Source organism: Nonomuraea sp. NPDC050540 (assembly GCF_044457485.1).
In the GTDB taxonomy this organism is placed as follows: Bacteria; Actinomycetota; Actinomycetes; order Streptosporangiales; family Streptosporangiaceae; genus Nonomuraea.
The window spans coordinates 296,581-319,558 of the sequence record NZ_JBITHA010000005.1 but is presented as its reverse complement, the minus strand read 5'-3'; the positions used below and the strand labels follow the sequence as shown (position 1 = coordinate 319,558).

23 protein-coding genes are annotated in these 22,978 nt (G+C 70.1%); 9 read left to right on the top strand and 14 right to left on the bottom strand.

Translation table 11 applies throughout. The features are described 5' to 3' along the window. Positions 1-16: 16 nt before the first annotated feature. Genes ACIBI5_RS19415 through miaA form a run of 3 tightly spaced genes read right to left on the bottom strand, consistent with a single transcriptional unit; the run spans position 17 to position 2,500 of the window. Complete coding sequence (locus ACIBI5_RS19415; protein ID WP_397248519.1) at positions 17-772, bottom strand: hypothetical protein; 756 nt, start codon at positions 770-772, stop codon at positions 17-19. A 25-nt stretch (positions 773-797) separates the two neighbouring features. After that, a complete protein-coding gene (gene dapF, locus ACIBI5_RS19410) occupies positions 798-1,610 on the bottom strand; it encodes a diaminopimelate epimerase (protein WP_397248517.1) in 813 nt (270 codons plus the stop codon). Next, on the bottom strand, positions 1,607-2,500 hold the full coding sequence (gene miaA / locus ACIBI5_RS19405; protein WP_397248515.1) for a tRNA (adenosine(37)-N6)-dimethylallyltransferase MiaA: 894 nt from the start codon (positions 2,498-2,500) through the stop codon (positions 1,607-1,609). Before miaA ends, dapF begins: the two co-directional genes overlap by 4 nt. Before the next feature lie 79 nt (positions 2,501-2,579). Between miaA and ACIBI5_RS19400 the strand changes: the two genes are divergently transcribed. After that, complete coding sequence (locus ACIBI5_RS19400; protein WP_397248513.1) at positions 2,580-2,861, top strand: antitoxin; 282 nt, start codon at positions 2,580-2,582, stop codon at positions 2,859-2,861. Here ACIBI5_RS19400 and ACIBI5_RS19395 read toward each other — a convergent pair. Further along, a complete protein-coding gene (locus ACIBI5_RS19395; protein ID WP_397248511.1) occupies positions 2,858-3,385 on the bottom strand; it encodes a methylated-DNA--[protein]-cysteine S-methyltransferase in 528 nt (175 codons plus the stop codon). The genes ACIBI5_RS19400 and ACIBI5_RS19395 overlap by 4 nt on opposite strands. On the opposite strand from ACIBI5_RS19395, the gene ACIBI5_RS19390 reads away from it, so the two are divergent. Continuing rightward, positions 3,354-4,250, top strand: coding sequence for a ribonuclease Z (locus tag ACIBI5_RS19390; protein ID WP_397248509.1), 897 nt, complete (start codon positions 3,354-3,356; stop codon positions 4,248-4,250). The two genes, ACIBI5_RS19395 and ACIBI5_RS19390, sit on opposite strands and share 32 nt — an antisense overlap. On the opposite strand, the gene ACIBI5_RS19385 is transcribed toward ACIBI5_RS19390, so the two are convergent. The 3 genes from ACIBI5_RS19385 to ACIBI5_RS19375 all read right to left on the bottom strand — a co-directional run bounded on the left by ACIBI5_RS19385 (position 4,247) and on the right by ACIBI5_RS19375 (position 6,310). Next, positions 4,247-4,915, bottom strand: a complete 669-nt coding sequence (locus ACIBI5_RS19385) for a class III extradiol dioxygenase subunit B-like domain-containing protein (protein WP_397248507.1) — start codon at positions 4,913-4,915, stop codon at positions 4,247-4,249. The genes ACIBI5_RS19390 and ACIBI5_RS19385 overlap by 4 nt on opposite strands. Before the next feature lie 36 nt (positions 4,916-4,951). After that, complete coding sequence (locus tag ACIBI5_RS19380; RefSeq protein WP_397248505.1) at positions 4,952-5,686, bottom strand: isocitrate lyase/phosphoenolpyruvate mutase family protein; 735 nt, start codon at positions 5,684-5,686, stop codon at positions 4,952-4,954. Positions 5,687-5,785: 99 nt separating this feature from the next. Continuing rightward, positions 5,786-6,310 carry a hypothetical protein gene (locus ACIBI5_RS19375; RefSeq protein ID WP_397248503.1) on the bottom strand — a complete coding sequence of 175 codons (525 nt, stop codon included), beginning with the start codon at positions 6,308-6,310 and terminating at the stop codon, positions 5,786-5,788. Between the two features lie 185 nt (positions 6,311-6,495). Between ACIBI5_RS19375 and ACIBI5_RS19370 the strand changes: the two genes are divergently transcribed. Next, positions 6,496-6,999 (top strand): hypothetical protein, encoded by a 504-nt coding sequence (locus ACIBI5_RS19370; protein WP_397248501.1) that lies wholly within the window; start codon positions 6,496-6,498, stop codon positions 6,997-6,999. Positions 7,000-7,205: 206 nt separating this feature from the next. Here ACIBI5_RS19370 and miaB read toward each other — a convergent pair whose 3' ends face one another. After that, a complete protein-coding gene (miaB, locus tag ACIBI5_RS19365) occupies positions 7,206-8,693 on the bottom strand; it encodes a tRNA (N6-isopentenyl adenosine(37)-C2)-methylthiotransferase MiaB (protein WP_397248499.1) in 1,488 nt (495 codons plus the stop codon). 173 nt (positions 8,694-8,866) lie between these two features. Between miaB and ACIBI5_RS19360 the strand changes: the two genes are divergently transcribed. From ACIBI5_RS19360 to ACIBI5_RS19340, 5 genes are all read left to right on the top strand, one after another. Then, entirely contained in the window at positions 8,867-9,586 is a 720-nt protein-coding gene (locus ACIBI5_RS19360) for an amino acid ABC transporter ATP-binding protein (protein ID WP_376773517.1), read from the top strand. An 18-nt stretch (positions 9,587-9,604) separates the two neighbouring features. Next, the gene (locus ACIBI5_RS19355) at positions 9,605-10,468 is read left to right on the top strand and encodes a glutamate ABC transporter substrate-binding protein (protein WP_397248497.1); all 864 of its coding nucleotides are present in this window, start codon (positions 9,605-9,607) and stop codon (positions 10,466-10,468) included. Between the two features lie 62 nt (positions 10,469-10,530). Next, positions 10,531-11,199: an amino acid ABC transporter permease gene (locus ACIBI5_RS19350; RefSeq protein ID WP_397248495.1), complete on the top strand. Its 669-nt coding sequence runs from the start codon at positions 10,531-10,533 to the stop codon at positions 11,197-11,199. Next, complete coding sequence (locus ACIBI5_RS19345) at positions 11,196-12,065, top strand: amino acid ABC transporter permease (protein WP_397248493.1); 870 nt, start codon at positions 11,196-11,198, stop codon at positions 12,063-12,065. Before ACIBI5_RS19350 ends, ACIBI5_RS19345 begins: the two co-directional genes overlap by 4 nt. 65 nt (positions 12,066-12,130) lie before the next feature. After that, complete coding sequence (locus ACIBI5_RS19340) at positions 12,131-13,954, top strand: prolyl oligopeptidase family serine peptidase (RefSeq protein WP_397248491.1); 1,824 nt, start codon at positions 12,131-12,133, stop codon at positions 13,952-13,954. Here ACIBI5_RS19340 and ACIBI5_RS19335 read toward each other — a convergent pair. Beyond that, entirely contained in the window at positions 13,951-14,781 is an 831-nt protein-coding gene (locus tag ACIBI5_RS19335; protein WP_397248489.1) for an NAD(P)H-binding protein, read from the bottom strand. The genes ACIBI5_RS19340 and ACIBI5_RS19335 overlap by 4 nt on opposite strands. A gap of 363 nt (positions 14,782-15,144) precedes the next feature. Beyond that, on the bottom strand, positions 15,145-16,173 hold the full coding sequence (locus ACIBI5_RS19330) for a saccharopine dehydrogenase NADP-binding domain-containing protein (protein ID WP_397248487.1): 1,029 nt from the start codon (positions 16,171-16,173) through the stop codon (positions 15,145-15,147). 88 nt (positions 16,174-16,261) lie between these two features. Here ACIBI5_RS19330 and ACIBI5_RS19325 point away from each other — a divergent pair, with 88 nt between their 5' ends. Continuing rightward, positions 16,262-16,849: a TetR/AcrR family transcriptional regulator gene (locus tag ACIBI5_RS19325; protein WP_397248485.1), complete on the top strand. Its 588-nt coding sequence runs from the start codon at positions 16,262-16,264 to the stop codon at positions 16,847-16,849. A gap of 437 nt (positions 16,850-17,286) precedes the next feature. Here ACIBI5_RS19325 and rny read toward each other — a convergent pair whose 3' ends face one another. From rny to ACIBI5_RS19305, 4 genes are all read right to left on the bottom strand, one after another. Further along, the gene (gene rny, locus ACIBI5_RS19320) at positions 17,287-18,903 is read right to left on the bottom strand and encodes a ribonuclease Y (RefSeq protein WP_397248483.1); all 1,617 of its coding nucleotides are present in this window, start codon (positions 18,901-18,903) and stop codon (positions 17,287-17,289) included. 385 nt (positions 18,904-19,288) lie between these two features. Beyond that, on the bottom strand, positions 19,289-20,266 hold the full coding sequence (gene recX, locus ACIBI5_RS19315; protein WP_397248481.1) for a recombination regulator RecX: 978 nt from the start codon (positions 20,264-20,266) through the stop codon (positions 19,289-19,291). Between the two features lie 11 nt (positions 20,267-20,277). Continuing rightward, positions 20,278-21,390 carry a recombinase RecA gene (gene recA / locus ACIBI5_RS19310; protein WP_397248479.1) on the bottom strand — a complete coding sequence of 371 codons (1,113 nt, stop codon included), beginning with the start codon at positions 21,388-21,390 and terminating at the stop codon, positions 20,278-20,280. Positions 21,391-21,532: 142 nt separating this feature from the next. Then, the gene (locus tag ACIBI5_RS19305; protein ID WP_397248477.1) at positions 21,533-22,900 is read right to left on the bottom strand and encodes a PhoX family protein; all 1,368 of its coding nucleotides are present in this window, start codon (positions 22,898-22,900) and stop codon (positions 21,533-21,535) included. Positions 22,901-22,978 lie beyond the last annotated feature (78 nt).

The window sequence follows — 22,978 nt, the reverse complement described above, 5'->3', positions numbered from 1 at the left end:
CAGTCAGTCTGCCAGGTCAATGGGCGTGCCCCAAACGGAGAAGCCCTATCAGCTCATCCGATTCAGCCGCGTTCAGGACAGAAAATACCGGAGCCATGAGCCGATCCGTCGTCTCCTCGATCTTAGCCCTGCGCTCGATCACCTCGGCGGGGAGCTGCGGATAAGGCTCCGGCCAGGTGAAGAACCGCGCGATCGACTCGCCGGTCGCACGTCCGAACGGGGTGCCCTCGTGCGAGGCGGCGAGGACGGCGTCCAGCGGATGCATCCCTTCCGCGATCACCGCATTGGCATGCAGACCGCCCCGTAGCTCGCGCACGACGTGCATGAGCTGCGTCGCCCGCGCGGGCGCGTCATCGGGCAGGGGTACGGCCCGCCACCCGGCGAACAGCGGAGCCCCGACCGGCGAGGCCTTCTCGACGACCGGTTCGAGCAACTCGGCGATCCTGGCGCAGCCGTCGAAGCCGCCGAGCTTGCGGCGCCCCCACGCGTGGCAGGCGCCGGTGTAGAGCTCGACCGCCTGCTCGACGGGCATCTTGCGGCCGCCGTCCCAGCTCTGGGAGACGTGCTCCGGCGGGAAGAAGACGGCCACGGAGGTGACCACGTCGGCCTCGCACTCGCCGAGCACGCCGCAGCGCCCGCGGAAGTAGAGCTCGCGTGGGCCGAGGCCGTGCTCCTCGCAGAGCGCCTTGGCCTCCCTCGACAGCATGAAGTTGCCGCCCAGGACGCCGATGGGCGCTTTGACCTCGATCGCGGTGGTCAGTGGATCAGCCATGCGCCCAGCATCGCTCAGGAGAACATTATTCTGCAAGGGTCAGGTCGCCGGAGGCGATGATCACCGCCGGTCCGCTGAGGTAGCTGGTCTCCTCGTCGAGGGTGACCGTGAGCCGGCCGCCGGCGACCTCCACGATCCACTCGCCGGTGACCTCGCCGCTCAGGTGGGCGGCGGCGACGGCGGTGGCCACCGCCCCGGTGCCGCACGAGCGGGTCTCGCCGGAGCCGCGCTCGAAGACGCGCATGACCGCGCGGCGCGGGCCCACGGCGTTGAACAGCTCGATGTTGACGCCGCTGGGGAAGACACCCGGGTCGAAGGCCGGCTGGTGGGTCAGGTCGAGCTGGACGACGGGGTCGCCGATGGCGCAGGCCAGGTGGGGGTTGCCCATGTCGACGTGCAGGCCGGTGTACTCCTGGCCGGAGACGGAGGTGACGCTCTCGCCGTACACCGTGGGCTTGCCCATGTCTATCGTCACGTCCCCCTCGGCCTGGAGGCGGACCTTGCGGACGCCGCCGCGGGTGGCGATGCCGAACTCTCCCGGCTCGGCGAGACCGGCGTCGACGAGGTAGCGGGCGAAGACGCGTACGCCGTTGCCGCACATCTCGGCCATGCTGCCGTCGGCGTTGCGGTAGTCCATGAACCACTCGGTCTGCCCGGCCTGCTCGGAGACCTCGGGGCTGATCTTGCTGCGGACCACGCGGAGCACGCCGTCGGCGCCGAGGCCGGTGCGGCGGTCGCAGATCTCGGCCACGAGCGCGGCCGACAGGTCGATCTCGCCATCCGGGTCGGGGATGATGACGAAGTCGTTCTCAGTACCGTGGCCCTTCAGAAACTTCATGACACAAGCCTATCGACCGCAAGTCCCAGCAGATCGGGCGCGTCGTAGGGTAGCCAGACCACGCGGGGGTCGCGGCGGAACCACGACTCCTGGCGGCGGGCGAAGCGCCGGGTGGCCCGGACGGTCTCGGCGAACGCCTCCTCCTCGGTCCACTCCCCCGCCAGATATTTCATGACCTGGGCGTAGCCGAGCGCGCGGCCTGCCGTACGGCCGTCCGCCAGGCCCTGATCGAGCAGGACCCGCACCTCGTCGACCAGGCCCGCCTCCCACATCCGCCCGACCCGCAGCTCGATGCGGGCGTCCAGTGCGGGGCGCGGCACGTCGAGGCCGATCTGGACACTCGGGTACAGCGCCTCGTAGGAGGGCATCGTCGCCGAGAAGGGGCGCCCGGAGAACTCGATGACCTCCAGCGCGCGCACGATCCGCCGGCCGTTGCTGGGCAGGATCGCCTCGGCGGCCTTGGGGTCGCCGGCCCGGAGCCGCTCGTACAGGACGGCGGGCCCCACCTGGGCCAGCTCCGCCTCCAGGCGGGCGCGGACCGCCGGGTCGGTTCCGGGGAAGTCGAGGTCGTCGAGGGCGGCGCGCACGTACAGGCCGCTCCCGCCGACGAGGATCGGCACCTCCAGCTTGTCCAGCAGCGGCCGGACCAGCCTCTGGTACTCGGCCACGCTGGCGGTGACGGTCACATCCCAGATGTCCAGTAGATGGTGAGGAACACCTCTTTGCTCGGTTTGGGAGAGTTTCGCCGTTCCAATGTTCATTCCTCGGTAAAGCTGCATGGAGTCGGCATTGATGCATTCGCCCCCCAGCCGGAGGGCCAGATCCACGGCGAGATCGGACTTTCCGGCCGCGGTGGGCCCCACGACGGCGATGACAGGCTGCGTACGCACACCGATAAGTGTGTCAACACAAGGGGTATGAAGGAGACGACGGCTCGGGGGGGCCGTCAATGAGACATCGGGGGAAGACATGTCGATTTTCGACAAGGTCAAGGAGATGTTCGGCGGGCACGACGAGAAGCTGAAGAACATCCCCGAACAGGCCAAGGACACCGCCGGTCAGGCTCAGGACTCGGCGGGCGGCATGATGGACGGCCTGCGCGAGAAGGCCGAGGACGCCGCCAACCAGGGCATCGACAAGGCCTCCACGGCCGCGAGCGAGGCCACCGGCGGCAAGTACGACGAGCACATCGCCAGGGGCACCGACATGGCCAAGGACGCCGCCGACAAGATCGACGGCAAGGAGGGCTAGAGATCCAGCAGCGTGGGCTGTAGATAGCCCTCGTGGGTGAGCAGCCAGCGTTTGGTCTCCACGCCGACACCGCCGCTGAAGCCGCCCAGGCCCGCCGCCGCGAGCACGCGATGGCAGGGCACCACGATCGGGATCGGGTTCGAGCCCATGATCGACCCGATCCCGCGTGCGGGCACGCTCGTGCCGCTCAGCCGGGCGAGCTCGCCGTAGGTGACGACCTTCCCGTACGGCACGCCGTGCAGCGCCCGCAGCACCGCCCGCCGCGAGCCCGCCATGAGACTCCAGTCGATGGGCGTCTCGAACGCCTTGAGCTCACCGGCGAAATAAAGCTTCAGCTCATCGAGCACGAAAGCCGTACGATCCGGGTCATGAACCTCGTCGAGGCCGACCTGGAGCGGACGCCAGCCCGTCGCGACCAGCCCGTCCTCGCTGACGGCCACATGGAAGGCGCCGACGGGCGTCGGCAGCTGAGCGTAGGCGACGGTGAGCATCGTGTCCTCTCGTGAACTGGTCGTGCTGGGCACCTCAAGCGCGGTCCCTACCCGACACCGTAATCACAATGGCTATGTTTTGCGGTGGGATGGTCAGGGCTACCTGTTCGATCCCGGCGAGGGCAGCCAGCGCCAGCTCCTGCACGCCGGGCTCAGCTCCAGCCAGCTGCACTGGATCTGCGTCACGCACTTCCACGGCGACCACTGCCTCGGCGTGCCCGGCATCGTCCAGCGCATCGCACGCGACCGCGTGAAACACGAGGTCAAAGCGGTCTACCCGGCCAGCGGCGAGCAGTACTGGAACCGCCTGCGCCACGCCGCGGTCTTCACCGACACCGAAGCCATCACCGAACACCCCGTCTCCGGCGACACCGCCACCCTGCCGCCGCTGACCGCGCGCCGCCTGTCCCACCCCGTCGAGTCGTACGGCTACCGCCTCCAGGAACCCGACGGCCGCCGCATGCTCCCCGACCGCCTCAGAAGGCACGGCGTCACCGGCCCCGACGTGCGCGTCCTGCAGGAGGAAGGCGTGCTCGGCGGTGTCACGCTGGAGATGTGCAGCGCGCCGCGCCCCGGCCAGTCGGCCGCGTTCATCATGGACACCCGCCTGTGCGAGAACGTCTTCGCCCTGGCCGACGGCGTGGACCTGCTGGTCATCGAGTCGACGTTCCTGTCGGCGGAGGCCGCCCTGGCCAAGGAGTACGGCCATCTGACCGCGCAGGAGGCCGCGCTCGTGGCCAAGGAGTCGGGCGCGCGCCGCCTGGTTCTGACCCACTTCTCCGAGCGCTACGGCCTCGACGCCGAGCCCGTCTTCCTGGAGGAGGCGCGAGCGGTCTTCGACGGCGACGTGATCGTGGCCCGCGACCTCATGACCGTCCAGGTCCCGAAGCGCCCCTAGCTCCAGACCGCCACGGCGTAGCCCACCCCGTAAGGCGCGCACTCCAGAACCAGCTCCGGCCGCAACTCCACCCCCGCCGCCGCTCCGGCCAGCACCTGCAGGGGCGCCCGCCCGCCGGCCCACAGCTCCGCCGCCTCGCCGGGGTCGAGCTCCGCGATCGCCGCGAGGTCCGCCTCGGCGAGCGCCTTGACCAGCCTTCTCTGGTACGGCTCCGCCGCGGGGTCCAGGTAGCCGGGGGACTTGCCGGTCAGCTTGGCCGACCCGTCGGCCATGACCAGCAGGGCGACACGCGACCCGGAGGCGAGGCGCTTCCCCAGCTCCAGGCAGCGGGCGGGACTCGCGTCCGCTGCCACCGCCAGGAAGCCGTCCGGGTCGCCGCCCAGCAGCCATCGGCCGATCGTCAGCGACAACGGCAGCACCGGATCGCCCTCGCCGGTCCTGACATCCACGCCCCAGGGGGCCAGCGAACCCGCCGAGCGCGGGCCGTACTCGCGTGTGGTGTCGTCACCGCCGACGACGAGCAGCAGGTCGGGCGCGGCGGCACGCAGGGCGGCCACGGCCTCCGCGCAGGCGGCGCGCAGACCGTCGAGCTCGGGGGCGGCGGCACCGGCGAGCTCGGGCACGATCAGCGGAGGATGCGGGCAGACTGCCGCGGCGACAAGCACGCCGCCAGGTTATGCGAACGCGTGACGGCGGTTCACCTACAGATAGGGGTTGTGCCCTTCGCGGACGCGGCCGAACAGGTGAACGGCATGGGCATGCGCCGCGGCGTGCAACCCGTGCCCGAAGCTCACCCTGGCCACCCCCATCGCGGCCAGCTCGGCCAGGGACGGTGAGCCCTTGTGGTAGATCACGTTCACCGGACCGTCGATCGCCGCGGCCAGATCGGCGGGGTCCGGGGCGAGGATCGGGTAGACGCAGTCGGCGCCCGCCTCCAGGTACCGGCGGGCTCTGGCCGCCGCGTCCTCCGGCGTCCTGGCGCCGCCCAGGAAGGTGTCGACGCGAGCGTTGATCACCAGCTCTCCACCGGCGGCGGCCCGCACCTCGGCCAGGAAGTCCGCCTGCTCCCCCGGATCGACCATCTGGCCGGTGCCGGGGTCGGAATCCTCCAGGTTGCAGCCCACGGCGCCCGTCGCCAGCAGGCGTTCCACCAGCTCGGCCGGCTTGAGCCCGTAGCCGCGCTCGACGTCGGCGGTCACCGGCGCCTCCACGACCCGCGCGATCCGCCCCACGGCGGCCAGCATCTCGGCCACCGGCGTCGCCTCGCCGTCGTCGTAGCCGAGCACGCGCGCGATCGCCGCGCTCCCCGTCGCCACGACGGAGAACCCCGCCTCCTGAACGGCCCGCGCCGACGCGGCGTCCCAGACGTTCGGCAGGACCAGGGGATCACCGGGCACGTGCAGAGCTCGCAGGGCGGCGGCCTTCTGACTCGTCATACCCGGAACCTACGACCGCACCAGGTCACCCCAGAAGGTCCATTCACCCCCAGAACCGCCCGACCACTCCAGCGCGCGGCACAGCGGGATGGTCAGGGGTCAGCAGCCGGATGCGGCGCATTGGCCGGTCAGTTCGCCGGCCGGGCCGTCCGCCGGGTTGTCCGGGGCGGTGGTGTCGTTGCCCGCCGACCCCGGCTTGTCCGTGCCGGGCTTGCCGGTTCCGGGCTTGGGCGTCGCGGGGTCCGCGGTGTTCGGCTTGGCCGGGACCTGCGGGTTGGGGTTCTGGGGGACGGCGTCCTGGGGAAGGTTCTCGTCGGCGGTGTCGCCGTCCTGCGGAGCGTCGGTGGTGACATCGCCCACCGAGGCGTCCTCGTCCTCCGCCAGTCGCGGATCCGGCTGCTGCCGCGTCTGCTGGACGGTCTGCGGCTGGGTGCCCCCGGCCGGGGATGGGTCGCCGTTGGCCAGGAAGAAACCGGCGCCACCCGCCGCGAGCGCGACCACCAGGGCCGACGCGACGATGATGACCGTCTTGTTCTTCTTGGAGGGGGTACGGCGTGCGCGCCGAGGCTCCTCGCCCGGTCCGTTGAGGATCTCAGGCTTGTCCGGCTCGGTCGGGTGATGCATGGGGGACAGCTCCCTGCGGTCGTATCGGGAAAGCTCGCCGGCTTCCGCGGGTGATGGACCACACTAGCCGCAGCAGTGGAATGCTCGCACAACAGTCGCCGCAACAATCACCGAGGAATCACGACTTGTCACGTTTTGGAGCCATTCGCCCAGGTGGGCGGGGCCGGCTGGCGTCCGCCACATCCGTGGTGATCGTCTTGGCCGTGGCCGGATTCGGCATTCTGCTGGCATTCGGGCCTTCCGAAAGATCACCCGAACTCCACTATCGGGTAACGCCTCTTTCCCCACCGCCCTCGACCCCAGCCCTCACCGGCGACGCCGCCTGGATCCAGCTGATCCCCGCCCCGGGCAGGACGGCCCCGCCTCCCCCTTCACCCAGCCTCGGCCCTGCTCCGGCGGACGGCTTCCCCCCGGCCCTGCCCAGCACTCCCCTGCACGACCACACCCCTCTGGCCACGGGACCTCCCCCTCAGGACGGCACCCGCCCAACCGGCCCTCCGGCGCGGAGCGGCGCCCCGGCGGCCGGCGACCCACCAGCCCAGAGCACCGCACCGGCCGGCGGCGGCGCCCCCGCCCAACCGGCCCAGCAGGCCCCCGACCCGGCGCCGAACCCGGGCCACAACCCGTGCGCCACCTTCCAGGACATCCGCCGGGACTACTGCGACCGCCTCCTCGGCAACCCCGGCTGACCCGGCGCCTACGGTCAGGGCACCGGGGCCGGAGCAGGGGGTCTGCGTGCGTTGTCGCGGTGGGGACCACGTCCGGCTGCCGGCCGCCGGACCGGGCCGCCCGCCAGGGTCGGCGAGCGGCGGGGGCGGTGGCTTGCCGTAACGGAAAAGGGGCGGACGCACAGACCCCAGAACCGACCCACGGCGAAACAGACGGAGAAGAGGATCTAGAGGGCTGAGCAGGAGGACGCGGGAAGCGGCGCGGGGCGGCCGATGGTGGGCATGCCGAGGGAGACGCCCTTGGGCGCGGTGACGCCCTGGCGGGCCTGCCACGCGTCGCCCGCGCGGGTCCGGCGGAGCGACCGCACGGCGCCGTCGGCCACCAGGTGGTGCGGCGCCGCGTACGTGACCTCGACCGTCACCATGTCCCCGGGGCGCGGCGCCTCCCCGTCGCCCACCGCGAAGTGCACGAGCCGGTTGTCGCCCGCGCGTCCGCTCAGCCGCAGCGTGGCCGCGTCCTTGCGGCCCTCACCCTCCGCGACCAGCACCTCCAGCGTCCGTCCGACCTGCTTCTTGTTCTCCGCCCAGGAGATCTCCTCCTGCAGGGCCACCAACCGCTCGTACCGCTCCTGCACCACTTCCTTGGGCAGTTGGCCGGGCATGGTGGCGGCGGGCGTGCCGGGCCGGATCGAGTACTGGAAGGTGAAGGCGTTGGCGAAGCGCGACTCGCGCACCACGTCGAGCGTGGCCTGGAAGTCCTCTTCGGTCTCGCCGGGGAAGCCGACGATGATGTCGGTGGAGATCGCGGCGTCGGGCATGGCGTCGCGGACCCGGGAGATGATGCCGAGGTAGCGCTCGGCCCGATAAGAACGGCGCATCGCCTTCAGCACCCGGTCGGAACCCGACTGCAACGGCATGTGCAGCTGGTGCATCACGTTGGGCGTCTCGGCCATGGCGGCGATCACGTCGTCGGTGAACGCGGCCGGGTGCGGCGAGGTGAAACGGACCCGCTCCAGCCCCTCGACGGAGCCGCAGGCGCGCAGCAGCTTGCCGAAGGCGAGCCGGTCGCCGAACTCCACGCCGTAGGTGTTGACGTTCTGGCCCAGCAGGGTGACCTCGAGGACGCCCTGTTCGACCAGGGTCTGGACCTCGGCCAGCACGTCGCCGGGCCGGCGGTCCTTCTCCTTGCCGCGCAGCGACGGCACGATGCAGAACGTGCAGGTGTTGTTGCAGCCGACCGAGACCGACACCCACGCCGCGTAGGCCGACTCGCGCTTGGTCGGCAGCGTCGACGGGAAGACCTCCAGCGACTCCTTGAGCTCGACCTGCGCCTCTCCGGCGATCCGCGCCCGCTCCAGCAGCACCGGCAGTGATCCGATGTTGTGGGTGCCGAACACGACGTCCACCCACGGCGCCTTGCGGACGATCTCGCCCTGGTCCTTCTGCGCCAGGCAGCCGCCGACGGCGATCTGCATGTCCGGGTTCTTGACCTTGGCCGGACGCAGGTGGCCGAGGTTGCCGTAGAGGCGGTTGTCGGCATTCTCCCTGACGGCGCAGGTGTTGAAGACGACCACGTCGGCGGTCCGGCCGTCGGTCGCGGCCACGTAGCCCGCGTCTTCCAGCAGGCCCGACAGCCGCTCGGAGTCGTGCACGTTCATCTGGCACCCGTATGTGCGCACTTCGTAGGTGCGGGCGCTCTCCTGGGTAACAGTCATCGCACGTTCAAGGGTAGTCGTTGTACGGCTTGCGCCGTCCCCCTCACTGGCTAAAACTCCAGCTTGGTGGCGTGATGTGATCGGATCGGTACCGCCTGGTTAGTGACCAGCGTCCTTACGCCCTTTAGGTTGCATCCATGACGGAGAACGGGCACGCGTCTCCACTAGTACAAATGGAGAACGTCAACAAGCACTTCGGGGCGCTGCACGTCCTGAGGGACATCAACCTGACCGTCTCCCGTGGCGAGGTCCTGGTCGTGATCGGCCCTTCGGGCGGAGGGAAGTCGACGCTCTGCCGTACCATCAACCGGCTTGAGACCATCGACGCCGGGAAGATCGTCTTTGACGGGCAGGTGCTTCCGGACGAGGGCAAGGCGCTGGCCAAGCTCCGGTCCGAGGTCGGGATGGTGTTCCAGTCGTTCAACCTGTTCGCCCACAAGACGATCCGCGAGAACGTCACCCTGGGCCCCACCAAGGTGCGCGGCACGGCGAAGGATCAGGCCGACAAGCGGGCCATGGAGCTGTTGGAGCGGGTGGGCATCGCCACGCAGGCGGACAAGTACCCCGCGCAGCTCTCGGGTGGGCAGCAGCAGCGCGTCGCGATTGCCAGAGCGCTCGCGATGGATCCGAAGATGATCCTTTTCGACGAGCCCACCTCGGCCCTGGACCCGGAGATGGTCCAGGAGGTTCTCGACGTCATGATCGGGCTCGCGCGCGACGGGATGACCATGATGGTCGTCACGCACGAGATGGGGTTCGCACGCAGGGCGGCCAACCGGGTCGTGTTCATGGCCGACGGGCAGATCGTCGAAGAGAACACCCCTGACGAGTTCTTCACCAACGCCCAGACCGACCGGGCGCGGGACTTCCTGTCGAAGATCCTCACGCACTGAAGATTGAGGTAGAGACTCATGTACAAGCGTCGAATCGGCGCCGCGGGCGCCGTGGCCGCACTCGCGGTCGGACTGGCGGCCTGTGGCGGCGGCGGGGGCGGCAGCTACTCGACCGTGGTCGACAAGGTGACCGGTGCCGGCGAGATCATCGTGGGCACGAAGTGGGACCAGCCCAGCCTGGGCCTGAAGACCGGCAACGAGCCCGTCGGCTACGACGTCGACATGGCCAAGGCCGTCATCAAGGAACTGGCCGCCGGCAAGGATGTCAAGATCACCTGGAAGGAGGCGCCTTCCAAGAACCGCGAGGCGCTGCTCCAGAACGGCACCGTCGACATCATCTTCGCCACGTACTCCATCACCGAGGAGCGCAAGGGCAAGGTCTCCTTCGCCGGGCCGTACATCGTCGCCCACCAGGACACCATGGTCCGCGCGGACGACGCGGCCATCGCCAAGGCGATGGACCTCAAGGACAAGCGGATCTGCCAGGCCGCGGGCTCCAACTCCTACAAGCGCATCACCGACCCGCCGCCGGACGGCAAGCTGGGCCTTCCGGCCAAGCTGGTCGGCGCGAGCAACTACTCGGAGTGCGTGCAGAAGCTGAGCGGCTCGAACCTCGACGCGGTCACCACCGACGACCTGATCCTGGCGGGCTTCGCCAAGCAGGCCGGCGGCAACTTCAAGATCCTCGGTGACCCGTTCACCGACGAGAAGTACGGCATCGGCCTGAAGAAGGGCGACACCAAGACCTGCGAGGCGGTCAACAAGGCCGTCACCTCGCTGTACCAGAAGGGCGAGGCCCAGAAGATCTGGACCACGTGGTTCGGCGACGCCAAGGGCCTGACGGCGCCCACCGCCGCGCCGCCCGCCGAGGGTTGCGCGTAAGGACACGCCCATGTCGCGGCGGCCGGTGATCCGGCCGCCGCTGCTATATGCGGTGGAGCACAATGGACGAACTCATTGAATACGGGCCGGACCTTCTCAAGGGCTTCCTGGTCAACCTTCAACTGTCGGCGATCTGCACGGTCCTCGCGCTGGTCCTGGGCACGATCCTGGTGGCGATGCGGGTCTCCCCCATCCCGGTTCTCCGGGCCGCGGGCACGACCGTCGTCAACGTCGTCAGGAACACGCCGCTGACCCTGCTGCTGGCGTTCAGCGCACTGGGCCTCAGCGACACGCTCGGCCTCACGTTCTCGGACGAGCCGTACGACAACGCGTTCTGGCTGGTCGTGATGGCCATGTCCATCTACGCCTCGACGTTCGTCTGCGAGGCGCTGCGCTCGGGCATCAACACCGTGCCCATGGGCCAGGCGGAGGCGGCGCGGGCGGTCGGGCTGACCTTCATGCAGACGTTGCGGCTGATCATCCTCCCGCAGGCCTTCCGCGCGGTCATCGCGCCGCTGGGCAGCGTCGTCATCGCCCTGATCAAGAACACCACGGTGGCCCAGGCGGGCGGCCTGCTGGCGGACGCGGCCTTCGTGATGTACGACACCTTCGACACCACGGGCGTCTCCATCCCGATCTTCATCGGGCTCGTCATCGCCTTCATGGCGGTCACTCTCCCGATCGGCTGGTTCACCGGCTGGCTGGCCAAGCGACTGGCGGTGGCGCGATGACCAAGCAGGCAACCGTCCTCTACGACGCCCCCGGCCCCAAGGCGCGCCTGCGCAACAACATCTACACGATGATCACCGTGGTCGTCCTGCTCGGCATCGCCGCGTTCGTGGTGGTCAAGCTGAACGACAAGGGTCAGTTCGCCGGCAACATCTGGGCGCCCTTCTTCGAATGGGAGACCTGGAACCAGTACCTGATCCCCGGCGTGCAGGGCACGCTGACGGCGGCGGTGCTGGCCTCGATCTTCGCGCTGATCTTCGGTTCCGTCTTCGGCCTGGCCAGGCTCTCCGACCACAAGTGGATCAGGATCCCGGCGGGCTGGGTGGTGGAGGTCTTCCGCGCCATCCCGCTGCTGCTGCTGATCTTCTTCATCTGGTTCCTGGCGCCCGACCTCATGGGCGGCGGCGACTACGGCCTGCTGGCGCTGGTGATCGGCCTGACCCTGTACAACGGGTCGGTGCTGGCCGAAGTGGTGCGGGCCGGCGTGCTCGCCGTGCCGAAGGGCCAGTCGGAGGCCGCCTTCGCGATCGGGATGCGCAAAAGCGGCGTGATGCGGCTGATCCTGCTCCCGCAGGCGCTCACCGCGATGATGCCCGCGGTGGTGAGCCAGCTCGTGGTCCTGCTCAAGGACACCGCGCTCGGCTACATCATCACCTACATCGACCTGCTGAACATGGGCTTCAAGATCCTGCCTTCCGTGCATTTCGGCACGAAGCTGGTCGCTGCCATCTTCATCGGCGTCTTCTACATCGGGCTCAACATGCTGCTCAGCTGGTTCGCCAACTGGCTGGAGAAGCGCAGCCGCCGCAGCCGTAAGACCGCGGCCAAGCCGGTGGCCCTGACCAACGACATGGGCAACATCGGCTGAGTTCGTGAGGGGTGGTTCCACGCGACCACCCCTCACGAGCGGCCGTTTTCCGGCAGGATGCGGCTATGCCGTGGCCTTCCCCCATCTCCACCACCGACGTCGCGCGTGCGGCACTGCGGCTGGGCTGGCCCAGTGCCCAGTCCGGCCAGGTGTGGTGGACAGAGGACCGCCCCGACGAGGGCGGCCGTACGACGATCATGCACAGGGCCGCCGACGGCGCGCGGAGCGAGTTGCTGCCCGCCCCCTGGAACGCCCGCACCCGCGTCCACGAGTACGGCGGCCGCCCCTACGCCGTCACCGCCGACGACCGGATCGTCTTCACCCACCAGTCCGACCAGCGCCTCTACCTTCTCGACGGCGAGCCACGGCCGCTCACCCCCGACGACGGCGCCCGCTACGCCGACCTGCTCGTCCGCGACGACCAGGTCTGGTGCGTACGCGAGCGCCACACCGGCGACGGCAAGGTCGTGCGCGCCATCGTCTCGGTCCCCTTAGAGGGCGGCGAGCCGCGCGAATGGGTGACCGGCGCCGACTTCTACGCCGCCCCCGCCCTCTCCCCCGACGGCCGTCACCTGGCCTACATCTGCTGGAACCACCCGCGCATGCCCTGGAACGGCACCGAACTGCGCGTGCTCCGCCTGGAGGACGGCTCGTCCTGGACGGTCAAGGGCGGCTCGTCCGAGTCCGTCCTGTCCCCGCAGTGGAAGGACGACCAGACCCTCTACCTGATCTCCGACTGGTCAGGCTGGTGGAACCTCTACCAGATCACCATGTACGGCACCTCCTCACAGGCGCTCTTCCCCGCCGAGGAGGAGTTCGCGTGGCCGCTGTGGGTGCTGGGCGGCCGGCCGTACCTGCCGCTTGGCGACGGACGGCTCGCGGTCGTGCACGGCCGCGGGGACCTGCGCCTGGCGCTGCTCGACCCCGACTCGGGCGAGCTCACCGACCTCGACGTCCCCTACGACGGGTGGGAGCCCAAGCTCGCCGCCGACGGCACCTCCGTCATCGGGCTCGGGTACGGCGGCGCCGTCCCCAGATCGGTGGTCAGGATCGACACGGTCACCGGCCGGGTGGAGGCGCTGCGGCGCGGCATCGACGAACTGCCCGACATCGCCTACCTGCCCAGGGCCCGCGCGGTCGAGTTCCAGGGCAGGTTCGGACGGCACGTGCACGGTTTCCTCTACCCGCCCGCCAACCCGGAGGTGCGGCAGGAGGGCCGCACGCCGTACGTCGTGTTCGTGCACGGCGGCCCCACCGGGCACGCGCAGTCGGAGCTCGACCTGGAGAAGGCGTTCTTCACCTCGCGCGGCATCGGGGTGCTCGACGTCAACTACGGCGGCTCCAGCGCGTACGGCAGGGCCTACCGCGACCGGCTCAAAGGCCAGTGGGGCGTCGTCGACGTCGAGGACACGATCGCCGCCGCCGAATGGCTGGCCGCCGAGGGCCTCGCCGACCCGGCCAAGATCGCGGTGCGCGGCGGCAGCGCCGGTGGCTGGACGGTCATGGCCGCCTGCTGCCGTTCCGACGTGTTCGCCGGCGGCGTCTCCTACTACGGCGTCAGCGCGCTGGCCCCGCTCATCGCGCACACCCACGACTTCGAGTCGCGCTACATGGAGTGGCTGGTCGGCGCCGACGAGTCCGTCTACGCCGAGCGCGAGCCGCTCGCCCTGGTGTCCGGGGTTTCCTGCCCGATGTTGCTGCTCCAGGGGCTGGAGGATCCGATCGTGCCCCCGGAGCAGTCGAGCGCGTTCGCCGACGCGCTGTTGGAGAGGGGGATCGCGTGCACGTACCTGGCGTTCGAGGGCGAATCCCACGGCTTCCGCCGCGCCGAGACCCGCACCACCGCCCTGGCCGCCGAACTGGCCTTCTACCAGCAGATCTTCAGCTAGCTCCGCCCGATCACCAGCGGCGCCCGCCCACCCACCCGCTCGATCACGTCGGTGACGCGGTAGAGCGGATGGTCACCCGAACCGATGAACCGGAAGATCCCCCACAGATGGGTCAGATGATCCACCGTGTACGGGTCCCCGTACCGCTCCATCGCCCGCTCCTCCCAGACCTCCGGCGCGACGTCCACATACTCCAGCCCGAGCGCCGCCGCCGCCTCCCCGGCCGTCGCCATCTGCCCGGTCAGCGGTACGACCCGGTCGACCGGCCCCGCCTCCTCCAGGAACCCCGCCGCGACCCTGGCCACGTCCTCGGCGGCGATGAGCGGGATCTTCGTGTCCGGCGCGCCCAGCGGGAGGGCCAGCTCATGTTCGCCGGCCGCCACCCTGAGGTTTTCGAAGAAGACCGCGGCCCGCAGGTGCACCGCACCGACGCCGGCCCAGTCGAAGACCTGCTCCGACAGCCAGTGGCGGCGCATGCGCGGGGTGAACGCCTCGGGTGAGGCGTCCAGCTGCGACACCTCCACCACCCGCTCCACCCCGGCCTGCTTGGCCGCGGCGGCGACCGAGGCGGTGGCGTCCATGAGGCCCGCGGTGACCGGGTAGGTGAAGTAGACCCGCGAGACCCCCTGGAACGCCTTGACCACCTGGGAGATCTCCCTGATGTCACCGACGGCCACCTCGGCGCCGAGCTTCCTCAGCTCTTCGGCTCGGTGGTCGTCCTGGCGCACGAACGCCCTCACGTGGTGACCACGTTCGAGCAGCAGTTCGGCGACCAAGCGCCCGGTACCACCCTGGGAACCACCTGCGGCTCCGGTGACAAGAATCATCGTGACGCCCTTCTCTCAGTAACCCAGCTCATCCGATGCCCGCGCGGTGTCGTCCACGCGCTGCCTCCACCCGCTCGTCAGCCGTCGCGTCCGGCGTGGCACCGCTCCCCACACGGCGCCACCCCGTGCCGGGCACCCGCGCAGCACCCCACCCGCTCGACGGCCCCGCACAGCGTGCCCCACGCCATGTCTGCCTCGACCCTCCGTGACGCCGCGCCCTGCGGGTGCCGCCCTGTGCGGAGTTCCCCGTTCAGCGCTCCCCCTCTGCCCGTGTCCGGGGGTGGTCAGGAAAGCGCCCACGCGGCCCTCTTCGTGCGGCGTTTCTCCCGCTCGGCGCTCCCCTCTGCCCGTGTCCCGAGGTGGTCAGGAGGGGGTGTGGGGTTCGGGCAGGGTCAGGGTGAAGAGGCCGAGCCGTTCCAGATCGCGCAAGAACGGCGTGGCGGCGAACGCCTGAGCGGGGCCGTAGACGCCCGGACGGTCGGGGCCGCGGCCGTCGGCCAGGCGGAGGGCGGCCTCCACCGAGGCCACCGCGCTCTCCTTCCACAGGTCACGCCCGCTTGCCTGACCGGCCCGGTTGCCGTCGGCCGTCACCACCTGGACGGCGACGGTGAAGCGGGATCCGGCGCGGGTGGCGGCGTCGACGTGTTCGTTGGTGAACGCGCGTTCGTCGCTGAACGTGTCGGCCGTCAGTTGCGCCTCCACCCGGCGGGCGGACACGTGGCGGGGGATGGTGACGACGTCCGACGACGGAAGGGGTGCGATCATGCTGCGCGGCCCCAGCGGCGGCGGGAAGGGGTAGACGGCGTTGCGCGGTTCGACGTCGCCGACGTGGAAGGCGCCGTCGGTGTAGGTGATGCGCCGCGTGTCGGCGAACAGCAGCTCGGCCGTCCCCTTCGCGCCGGTCGTCAGCATCCAGTCGCTCACCGCGTAGGCGACGGTGACCCGGTCGACCTCGCTCATCCCGGCCGCCACGGCGCCCGCGAGCAGGTCGCCCAGCCCGCCGTAGAAGCTCATCGCGGTGACCATGGTGATGCCCGAACTCTGGGCGCGGGCGTCCATCTCCGCGTACATCCAGGCCGTGTGGTGCTGCTCAAGCGCGTGGTCGACGTAGTGGCAGCCGCCGTCGGCGGCGGCCTGCGCGACCGGCCGTCCGGTGTGGGTGAATGGCCCCGCGCAATGGATCAGTACGTCGGCCTCGGCGGCCAGCTCCCGCAGGGCCGCCGGGTCGTCCAGTGCGGCCTGACGGACCCGGGCCCCGCCGAGTTCGTCGGCCATGGCTTTGAGCTTGCCCTCGTCGCGCCCGGCCAGGATGACCTCCGCGCCCCGGGCACGTAATTCGGCGGCGGCCAGGCGGCCGGTGTGGCCGGTGGCTCCGTAGACGGCGATGTTCACGACTCGCCTCCGTGTTTCATACTGACGGTAGGTAACTTGCCTTCGAAGTTACGTACCGCGAGTATGCAAGTCAATGGGGAGCACGAAGATGACGCGCCGCACGCAGGCGGAGCGCTCGGACACGACCACGTCGCAGCTGATCAGCGCGGCGCGAAAGCTGTTCGGCGAGTACGGCTACGCCGCCACCTCCATCGACGCCGTGGCCGCCACGGCCGGGGTCACCAAGGGCGCCGCCTACCACCACTTCAACGGAAAACTCGGCCTGTTCCGCGCCGCCTTCACCCGCGAACAGGAGGAGATCGCCACCCGCCTGGAAGAGGTGGGCGCCGCGTCCCCCGACCCGTGGACGGCCTTGCGGCAAGGCTGCCGCACCTTCCTGGAACACTGCCTCGACCCGGGCTTCCGCCGCATCGTCCTGCTGGACGCGCCATCGGTGCTGGGCTGGGAAGAGGTACGCGAGATCCAGCACGCCCACACCCTGCGTGTCCTGCTGAACGCCATGCGGGCAACCGACGGCACGCTCCCCGCCGACGCGTTGGCGATCAGAGGCCAGTTGATGTTCGGCGCTCTGTGCGAAGCCGGCATGCTCCTGGCCCGCTCCCCCAACCCCGCCGCCGCCCTACCCCCCATAACCACCCAAGCAAACCACCTCCTAACAGCCCTCCACGAGCCCTAACCCCAACCCCCAACCCCTGCTCCCCAAGGAACCCCGGCCCCCTCTCCACCCCGGCACGCCTCACTGCCCCCGCCAGCCCGAGCACGCCTCACGACCCCGCCAGCTCGGCCATGCCGCACCGCCGCTCTCCACGGGCCCGCCGCCTGTGAGCCTCAGCCCCTGAACACCTCAGCCCTCGAACCCCCGCCCGGCCCCGCCTCATAGCCCCCCTTGGACGCTCACCGTCTAGCTGTGTGGCATGCGGGGTCCGGGTAACCGGGGCCGTGGGAAGGGGTTGACGAAGGGCCGTTGCGGCGGGTGCCACGTCCGACGTGAGAAGCGACCCCCCCGACCTGCCCCGGCGCACGTCGGCGGGTGGGGGTGGCGGTGGCCTGCCGTAACAAACAAGAGGACTTGCCCTGCTTCTGAGGGGCGTGGAGGTTTCGCGGAGGGCGCCGTCAGCGAGCGAACTCGGTGGCGCGGGATTCGCGGACGACGGTGATGCGGATCTGGCCCGGGTAGGTGAGTTCTTCTTCGACCTGTTTGGCCACGTCGCGGGCGATCACCTGGGCCTGGATGTCGTCGATCGCGTCCGGCTTCACCATCACGCGGATCTCGCGCCCGGCCTGCATCGCGAACACCTTGTCCACGCCGTCGTACGACTGGGCGATCTCCTCCAGCCGCTCCAGCCGCTTGACGTAGGCCTCCAGCGACTCGCGGCGCGCGCCCGGGCGGCTGCCGGAGATGGCGTCGGCGGCCTGCGTCAGTACGGCCTCGACGGTCCGGACCTCGACCTCGTTGTGGTGGGCCTCGATGGCGTGCACCACGTCCTCGTCCTCGCCGTAGCGCCGGGCGATCTCCGCGCCGATCAGCGCGTGGGAGCCTTCCACCTCGTGTGTCAGGGCTTTGCCGATGTCGTGCAGCAGAGCGCAGCGCTTCATGAGCGCCTGGTCCATCTTGAGCTCGGCGGCCATGATGCCGGCGATGTGCGCGGACTCGATGAGGTGCTTCAGGACGTTCTGTCCGTAGGAGGTGCGGTAGCGGAGCTGGCCGAGCAGCAGGGTGAGTTCGGGGTGCATGTCCGTGATGCCCAGCTCTACCAGGGCGTCTTCACCGGCCCGCGCGCACAGGTCGGCGACCTCCTGGCGGCTGCGGTCGTGTGCCTCTTCGATGCGTTGCGGGTGGATACGCCCGTCGAGCACGAGCTTTTCGAGGGTGAGCCTCGCCGTTTCCCGACGTACCGGGTCAAAACACGACAGCAGCACCGCTTCCGGGGTGTCGTCAATGATGAGGTTCACACCGGTCGTGGATTCGAACGCGCGGATGTTGCGTCCCTCGCGGCCGATGATGCGGCCCTTCATCTCATCGCCCGGCAGGTGCAGCACGCTGACGACCGACTCGGCCGTCTGCTCGGCCGCCACCCGCTGGACGGCCAGCGTCACGATCTTGGTAGCCCGCTTCTCGCCCTCCTTGCGGGCGGTGCCCTCGATGTCGCGGATGATCAGCGCCGCCTCGCGCTTGGCCTGGTTCTCGATCTCCTTGACCAGCTCGGACTTGGCCTGATCCGCGCTCAGCCCGGACACCCGCTCCAGAATGGCCCGGCGCTCGTCCTCGACCTGCAGCAGTTCCTCGCGCCGCCCGGCCAGCTCCGTCTCGGTCTCGGCCAGCTTGCGGTCGCGTTCGCTCTGGCGCCGCGCCTCCTCGTCGAGCCGCTGCTCGCGCTCGGCCAGCCGGCCTTCCCGGCGTTCGAGGTCGGTGCGCAGCTCTTTGAGCTCGGTCTTCAGGATCCGGCTCTCCTCTTCGACCTCCCGCCGCATCTGCGTCGCGCTCGCCGCCGCCTGCTCCGACCTGCGCAGAATGTCCTCGGCGTCGGTCTCCGCCTTCGCGCGGATCTCCCCGGCCTCCAGGTGTGCCCGCTCCAGTTCCTCGTGGACGGCGGCCTCCTGCTCGGGGGACGGCTTCGCCGTGCCTGGAACGTGCCCGGACGTGCGCCGCAGCACTATCACCAGTGTCGCCATCGTCACGAACACCAACAGGAGCACAGCCACCAGCAACACCACGACCAGCGGATCCATGCGCTCCCCGCCCTCCTCGCGTCACAAGACTTTCAAAACGCGGACTGAAAAACGGGAGGGGTCACGTGCGCGGCACGGACAGCCCGATCGGCGTATGGACCGATATCAAGCCAAGACCGACCGGGCGTCGGCCCATGCGGCCAACACCTCGCCTGTCTCGGTCAATCGAGCTCGCTCGTACGTCGTTCACCGGTATGGCAATCCGCGCTGCGCGGAGTAACTCCTCACTGCCGTCGAGGTTATGCGTCGAACAAGTCACGAGCAAGCAAACGCATCATCAAGCGTGTCCTACCGACCACTACATACCAATTCAGACAGTTATCCGGCCCAACACCCCAAAGACCCCCAATGTCCCAACCCGGCAGCCTTCGGGTGCCGGCAGCCGCTAGGAGAAGTCATCCTCGATCTCCACGCCCTCCTGCTCCAACGCCTCCCGGATCACCCGGAACGCCAGCCCGCCCGAGTACCCCTTGCGCGCCAGCATCCCCGCGAGCCGCCGCGTACGGACCTGAGGGTCGAGCCCCCGGGTGGAGGACAGCTTGCGATCCACCAGCCGGCGGGCGGTCTCCGCCTCCTGGTCGGAGTCAAGGCGTTCTACCGCGTCCTTGACCGTGTCGTTGTCGACGCCACGATGGCGAAGCTCCGCGGCCAGAGCACGCCGGGCCAAGCCGCGGCCATGGTGCCGGGAGTCGACCCAGGCCTCCGCGAACGCCTCGTCGTTGATCAGCCCGAGCTCGGTGAACCGGTCGAGCACGGCATCGGCCGCCTCCTTCGGTATCTCCCGCTTGCGCAACGCCTCGGCCAGTTGTGCCCGGGTCTTGGGCGCCAGCGTGAGCATCCGCAGGCAGACGGCCCGCGCCACCGCCTCGGGATTGGCCGGTGGCCCGGCGGCCGCTCCACTGCCCTCGTCCGGTCCGTCCGGCAGCCACCCGCCGCCCGAACCGTCCTCGGACCGTCGCCGGCCACCACGTCCGGAGCCTCTGGAGCCCTTGGCCCCCCGCCCCGGCCGGCCGCCACGCCGCGATCCCCGCTTCCCCCCTCGATCAGGCTCCCCCGCGGGCTCGGCGAAGAGCCCCCGGTCTTCCCCCGCCGTGCCCGCCTCGGGCCCGGCCGGTGCGTCGGCAGCTCCCCAGCTGGTCCAGGGAGCCGGACCACCGAGGGGTTCGTCGAAGGCCCCGGGCTCCGGCCCGGCGGGCGGGGCCGGAGGCTGCCGGGTGGCGCGTACCTCGTCCAGCGAAGCCGGCCAGCCGTCCGCGGGCTTGCCGCGACGGGCGGAGCCCTTGCCGCGGCCCCGTGCGGGACCGTCCGGCCAGGCGCCCCAGTCGTTGGGGTGAGGCGCCCGTGCCGGGTCGTCGTCGCTCACGTGCCGACCGATCAGACGTCACCGGGCTTCGGCGCGGCCGCGGCCTTGGCGCGGCCCGTGGGGGCGGCGGGCGCCGTGGCCGGCGGAGCGGCGGCCGGCGGAGCGGCGGCCTCGGCCGGGGCGTCCAGGCGCGGGCCGACGCCCAGCTTGTCCTTGATCTTCTTCTCGAGCTCGTTGGCCATGTCGGGGTGGTTCTTCAGGAAGTTGCGCGCGTTTTCCTTGCCCTGGCCAAGCTGCTCGCCCTCGTAGGTGTACCAGGCGCCGGACTTGCGGACGAAGCCGTTCTCCACACCCATGTCGATCAGGCCGCCCTCGCGCGAGACGCCCACGCCGTACAGGATGTCGAAGTCGGCCACGCGGAACGGCGGGGCCATCTTGTTCTTCACGACCTTGACCCGGGTACGGTTGCCGACCGCCTCCGTGCCGTCCTTCAGGGTCTCGATGCGGCGGATGTCGAGGCGGACAGAGGCGTAGAACTTCAGCGCCTTGCCGCCGGTCGTGGTCTCGGGCGAGCCGAACATGACGCCGATCTTCTCGCGCAGCTGGTTGATGAAGATGGCGGTGGTGCCGGTGTTGCTGAGGGCGCCGGCGACCTTGCGCAGCGCCTGGGACATCAGGCGGGCCTGCAGGCCCACGTGGCTGTCGCCCATCTCGCCCTCGATCTCCGCCTTGGGCACCAGGGCGGCGACCGAGTCGATGACGATGATGTCGACGGCGCCCGACCTGATCAGCATGTCGGCGATCTCAAGCGCCTGCTCGCCGGTGTCGGGCTGGGAGACCAGGAGCGCGTCGGTGTCGACGCCGAGCTTCTTGGCGTACTCGGGGTCGAGGGCGTGCTCGGCGTCGATGAAGGCGGCGATGCCGCCCGCGCGCTGGGCGTTGGCCACGGCGTGCAGGGCGACCGTCGTCTTACCCGAGGACTCCGGCCCGTAGACCTCGACGATCCTGCCTCGGGGGAGCCCGCCGATGCCGAGGGCCACGTCGAGCGCGATCGACCCCGTCGGGATCACCTCGATCGGCGCGCGGGCGTCGTCACCGAGGCGCATGACGGAGCCCTTGCCGAACTGCCGCTCGATTTGCGCGAGGGCAGTCTCAAGGGCCTTCTCGCGGTCGTTGATAGCCATGGGAACTCCCCTGAAGGGTCGTGGTCGGTCGGTCGAGTGAAAGCTACGGGCTGCCACCGACAATTTCCCGCCGTCGCCACGAAGTCGCGGTCCGGCGTGTTTCATAGTAGCCGAACGACTGTTCGATCAACTCCGGAACACGCTACAACGAACCACGTCGCCAAGGACCGGTGATGGCGAAGGTGATCCCCGGCGTCTGGATGTTGGCGAAAAGCCACTTCCCGCTGGGGTCGAAGACCGATCCGCACCACTCGGAGCCCCGGTAGTCCCCGGCCGGGACGCTCTTGCCGGGCACGCCGCCCTCCGGGATCACCACCGCGTTCTCCGCGAACGGGAAGATCTCGCCGTCCGTGGTGAGCCCGTGCAGATACTCCGCGCCGCTCCCGTCCTCGCACAGCACGATCCCGCCGCGGGGGCTCACACAGATGTTGTCCGGGTTGTTCAGCACCGAGGCGTCCGGCGAGGCGAACAGCACGCGCATCTTGTCGCGCCGCAGGTCGTACTCGAACACCTGCCCCTGGCCCGCGGGCCCGCCGCTGGTGCTGACGATGTAGATCTTGCGATGGTGGTACCAGGCGCCTTCGAGCCTGCGGAAGGAGGCGCCGCCCTTGGCGATCCCCTGCTCCACCACGGAGGTCTCGCCGGGCCCCGGGTCAGGCTCGTCGATGCCGACCCACCCGATCTCCGGATAGACCGTCCCCGTCCCGTCGGCGTAGGTCGTGTAGGGGCCGTCGCCGATGGTCAGCATCTCCAGTTTGCCGCCCTTGCCCAGCTTGCCGCGTACGCGCGGGCGGAAGCGGTAGAGCCCGCTGGGAGTCGCGTCCTCCGTCTCGTACACGTACCCGGTCGCGGGGTCCACCGCGACGGCCTCGTGCGAGAAACGCCCCATCGCCTTGTACGGCACCGCGTCCGACACCCCGTCATGCGGCACCTCGAAGATGTACCCGTGCCGCACCTCCCCGTTGACCAGCGTGGTCTCCTCGCACGACAGCCAGCTCCCCCACGGAGTGGGTCCGCCGGCGCAGTTGCGCACGGTTCCCGACAGCGAGGCCCACGACGCCAGGAAGGCGCCCCTGCGGGTGTCGAAGGCGAGGTTGGTGGTGCCGCCGCCGGCCTGGGGGTCGTAGTTGGGGGACAGATAGGCGCCGGTCAGGTCGCCGACCTCGTGGTTGCGGACCAGGACGGTGGCGTGCGCCCCGCCGTACCGGAAACCCCATCGCGGGCGGAAGGCGGCCATTCCGTCGTGCAGGGCGGGGGTGGGGCGGCCGTCGGTCATGCGGTCGCCGGTCCAGCCGTGGGAGACGTAGGAGAAGCCTTCCGGCAGTTTGAGCAGTTCGAGGCCGGTCGTGCGGTCGCGTACGGGACGGAGCGGGCCGTAGTCGACGCTGAACGGGTGTTTCACCATCGTCGTGGCGTCGGCCGTGCGCGCGGAGAGCGCGGCGAGCGGTCCGCCGGCGGCCGCGCCGATCGCCGCGGTGCGTAAGAAGCGGCGCCTGTCGATGCTTGTCATGGTTGCACCCTCCTCGCCGCCAGTGTCCGTCCGGCGACGCGTGGGTGTCACGTGCCTGAACCGATAGGACATTCCCGG

Bases quoted from the DNA above. Each gene is read 5' to 3' on its own strand.
- ACIBI5_RS19415 (WP_397248519.1), bottom strand. From the start codon at position 772: ATGGCTGATCCACTGACCACCGCGATCGAGGTCAAAGCGCCCATCGGC.
- dapF (WP_397248517.1), bottom strand. From the start codon at position 1,610: ATGAAGTTTCTGAAGGGCCACGGTACTGAGAACGACTTCGTCATCATC.
- ACIBI5_RS19400 (WP_397248513.1), top strand. From the start codon at position 2,580: ATGTCGATTTTCGACAAGGTCAAGGAGATGTTCGGCGGGCACGACGAG.
- ACIBI5_RS19380 (WP_397248505.1), bottom strand. From the start codon at position 5,686: ATGACGAGTCAGAAGGCCGCCGCCCTGCGAGCTCTGCACGTGCCCGGT.
- ACIBI5_RS19375 (WP_397248503.1), bottom strand. From the start codon at position 6,310: ATGCATCACCCGACCGAGCCGGACAAGCCTGAGATCCTCAACGGACCG.
- miaB (WP_397248499.1), bottom strand. From the start codon at position 8,693: ATGACTGTTACCCAGGAGAGCGCCCGCACCTACGAAGTGCGCACATAC.
- ACIBI5_RS19360 (WP_376773517.1), top strand. From the start codon at position 8,867: ATGGAGAACGTCAACAAGCACTTCGGGGCGCTGCACGTCCTGAGGGAC.
- ACIBI5_RS19355 (WP_397248497.1), top strand. From the start codon at position 9,605: ATGTACAAGCGTCGAATCGGCGCCGCGGGCGCCGTGGCCGCACTCGCG.
- ACIBI5_RS19350 (WP_397248495.1), top strand. From the start codon at position 10,531: ATGGACGAACTCATTGAATACGGGCCGGACCTTCTCAAGGGCTTCCTG.
- ACIBI5_RS19345 (WP_397248493.1), top strand. From the start codon at position 11,196: ATGACCAAGCAGGCAACCGTCCTCTACGACGCCCCCGGCCCCAAGGCG.
- ACIBI5_RS19340 (WP_397248491.1), top strand. From the start codon at position 12,131: ATGCCGTGGCCTTCCCCCATCTCCACCACCGACGTCGCGCGTGCGGCA.
- ACIBI5_RS19335 (WP_397248489.1), bottom strand. From the start codon at position 14,781: ATGATTCTTGTCACCGGAGCCGCAGGTGGTTCCCAGGGTGGTACCGGG.
- ACIBI5_RS19325 (WP_397248485.1), top strand. From the start codon at position 16,262: ATGACGCGCCGCACGCAGGCGGAGCGCTCGGACACGACCACGTCGCAG.
- rny (WP_397248483.1), bottom strand. From the start codon at position 18,903: ATGGATCCGCTGGTCGTGGTGTTGCTGGTGGCTGTGCTCCTGTTGGTG.
- recA (WP_397248479.1), bottom strand. From the start codon at position 21,390: ATGGCTATCAACGACCGCGAGAAGGCCCTTGAGACTGCCCTCGCGCAA.
- ACIBI5_RS19305 (WP_397248477.1), bottom strand. From the start codon at position 22,900: ATGACAAGCATCGACAGGCGCCGCTTCTTACGCACCGCGGCGATCGGC.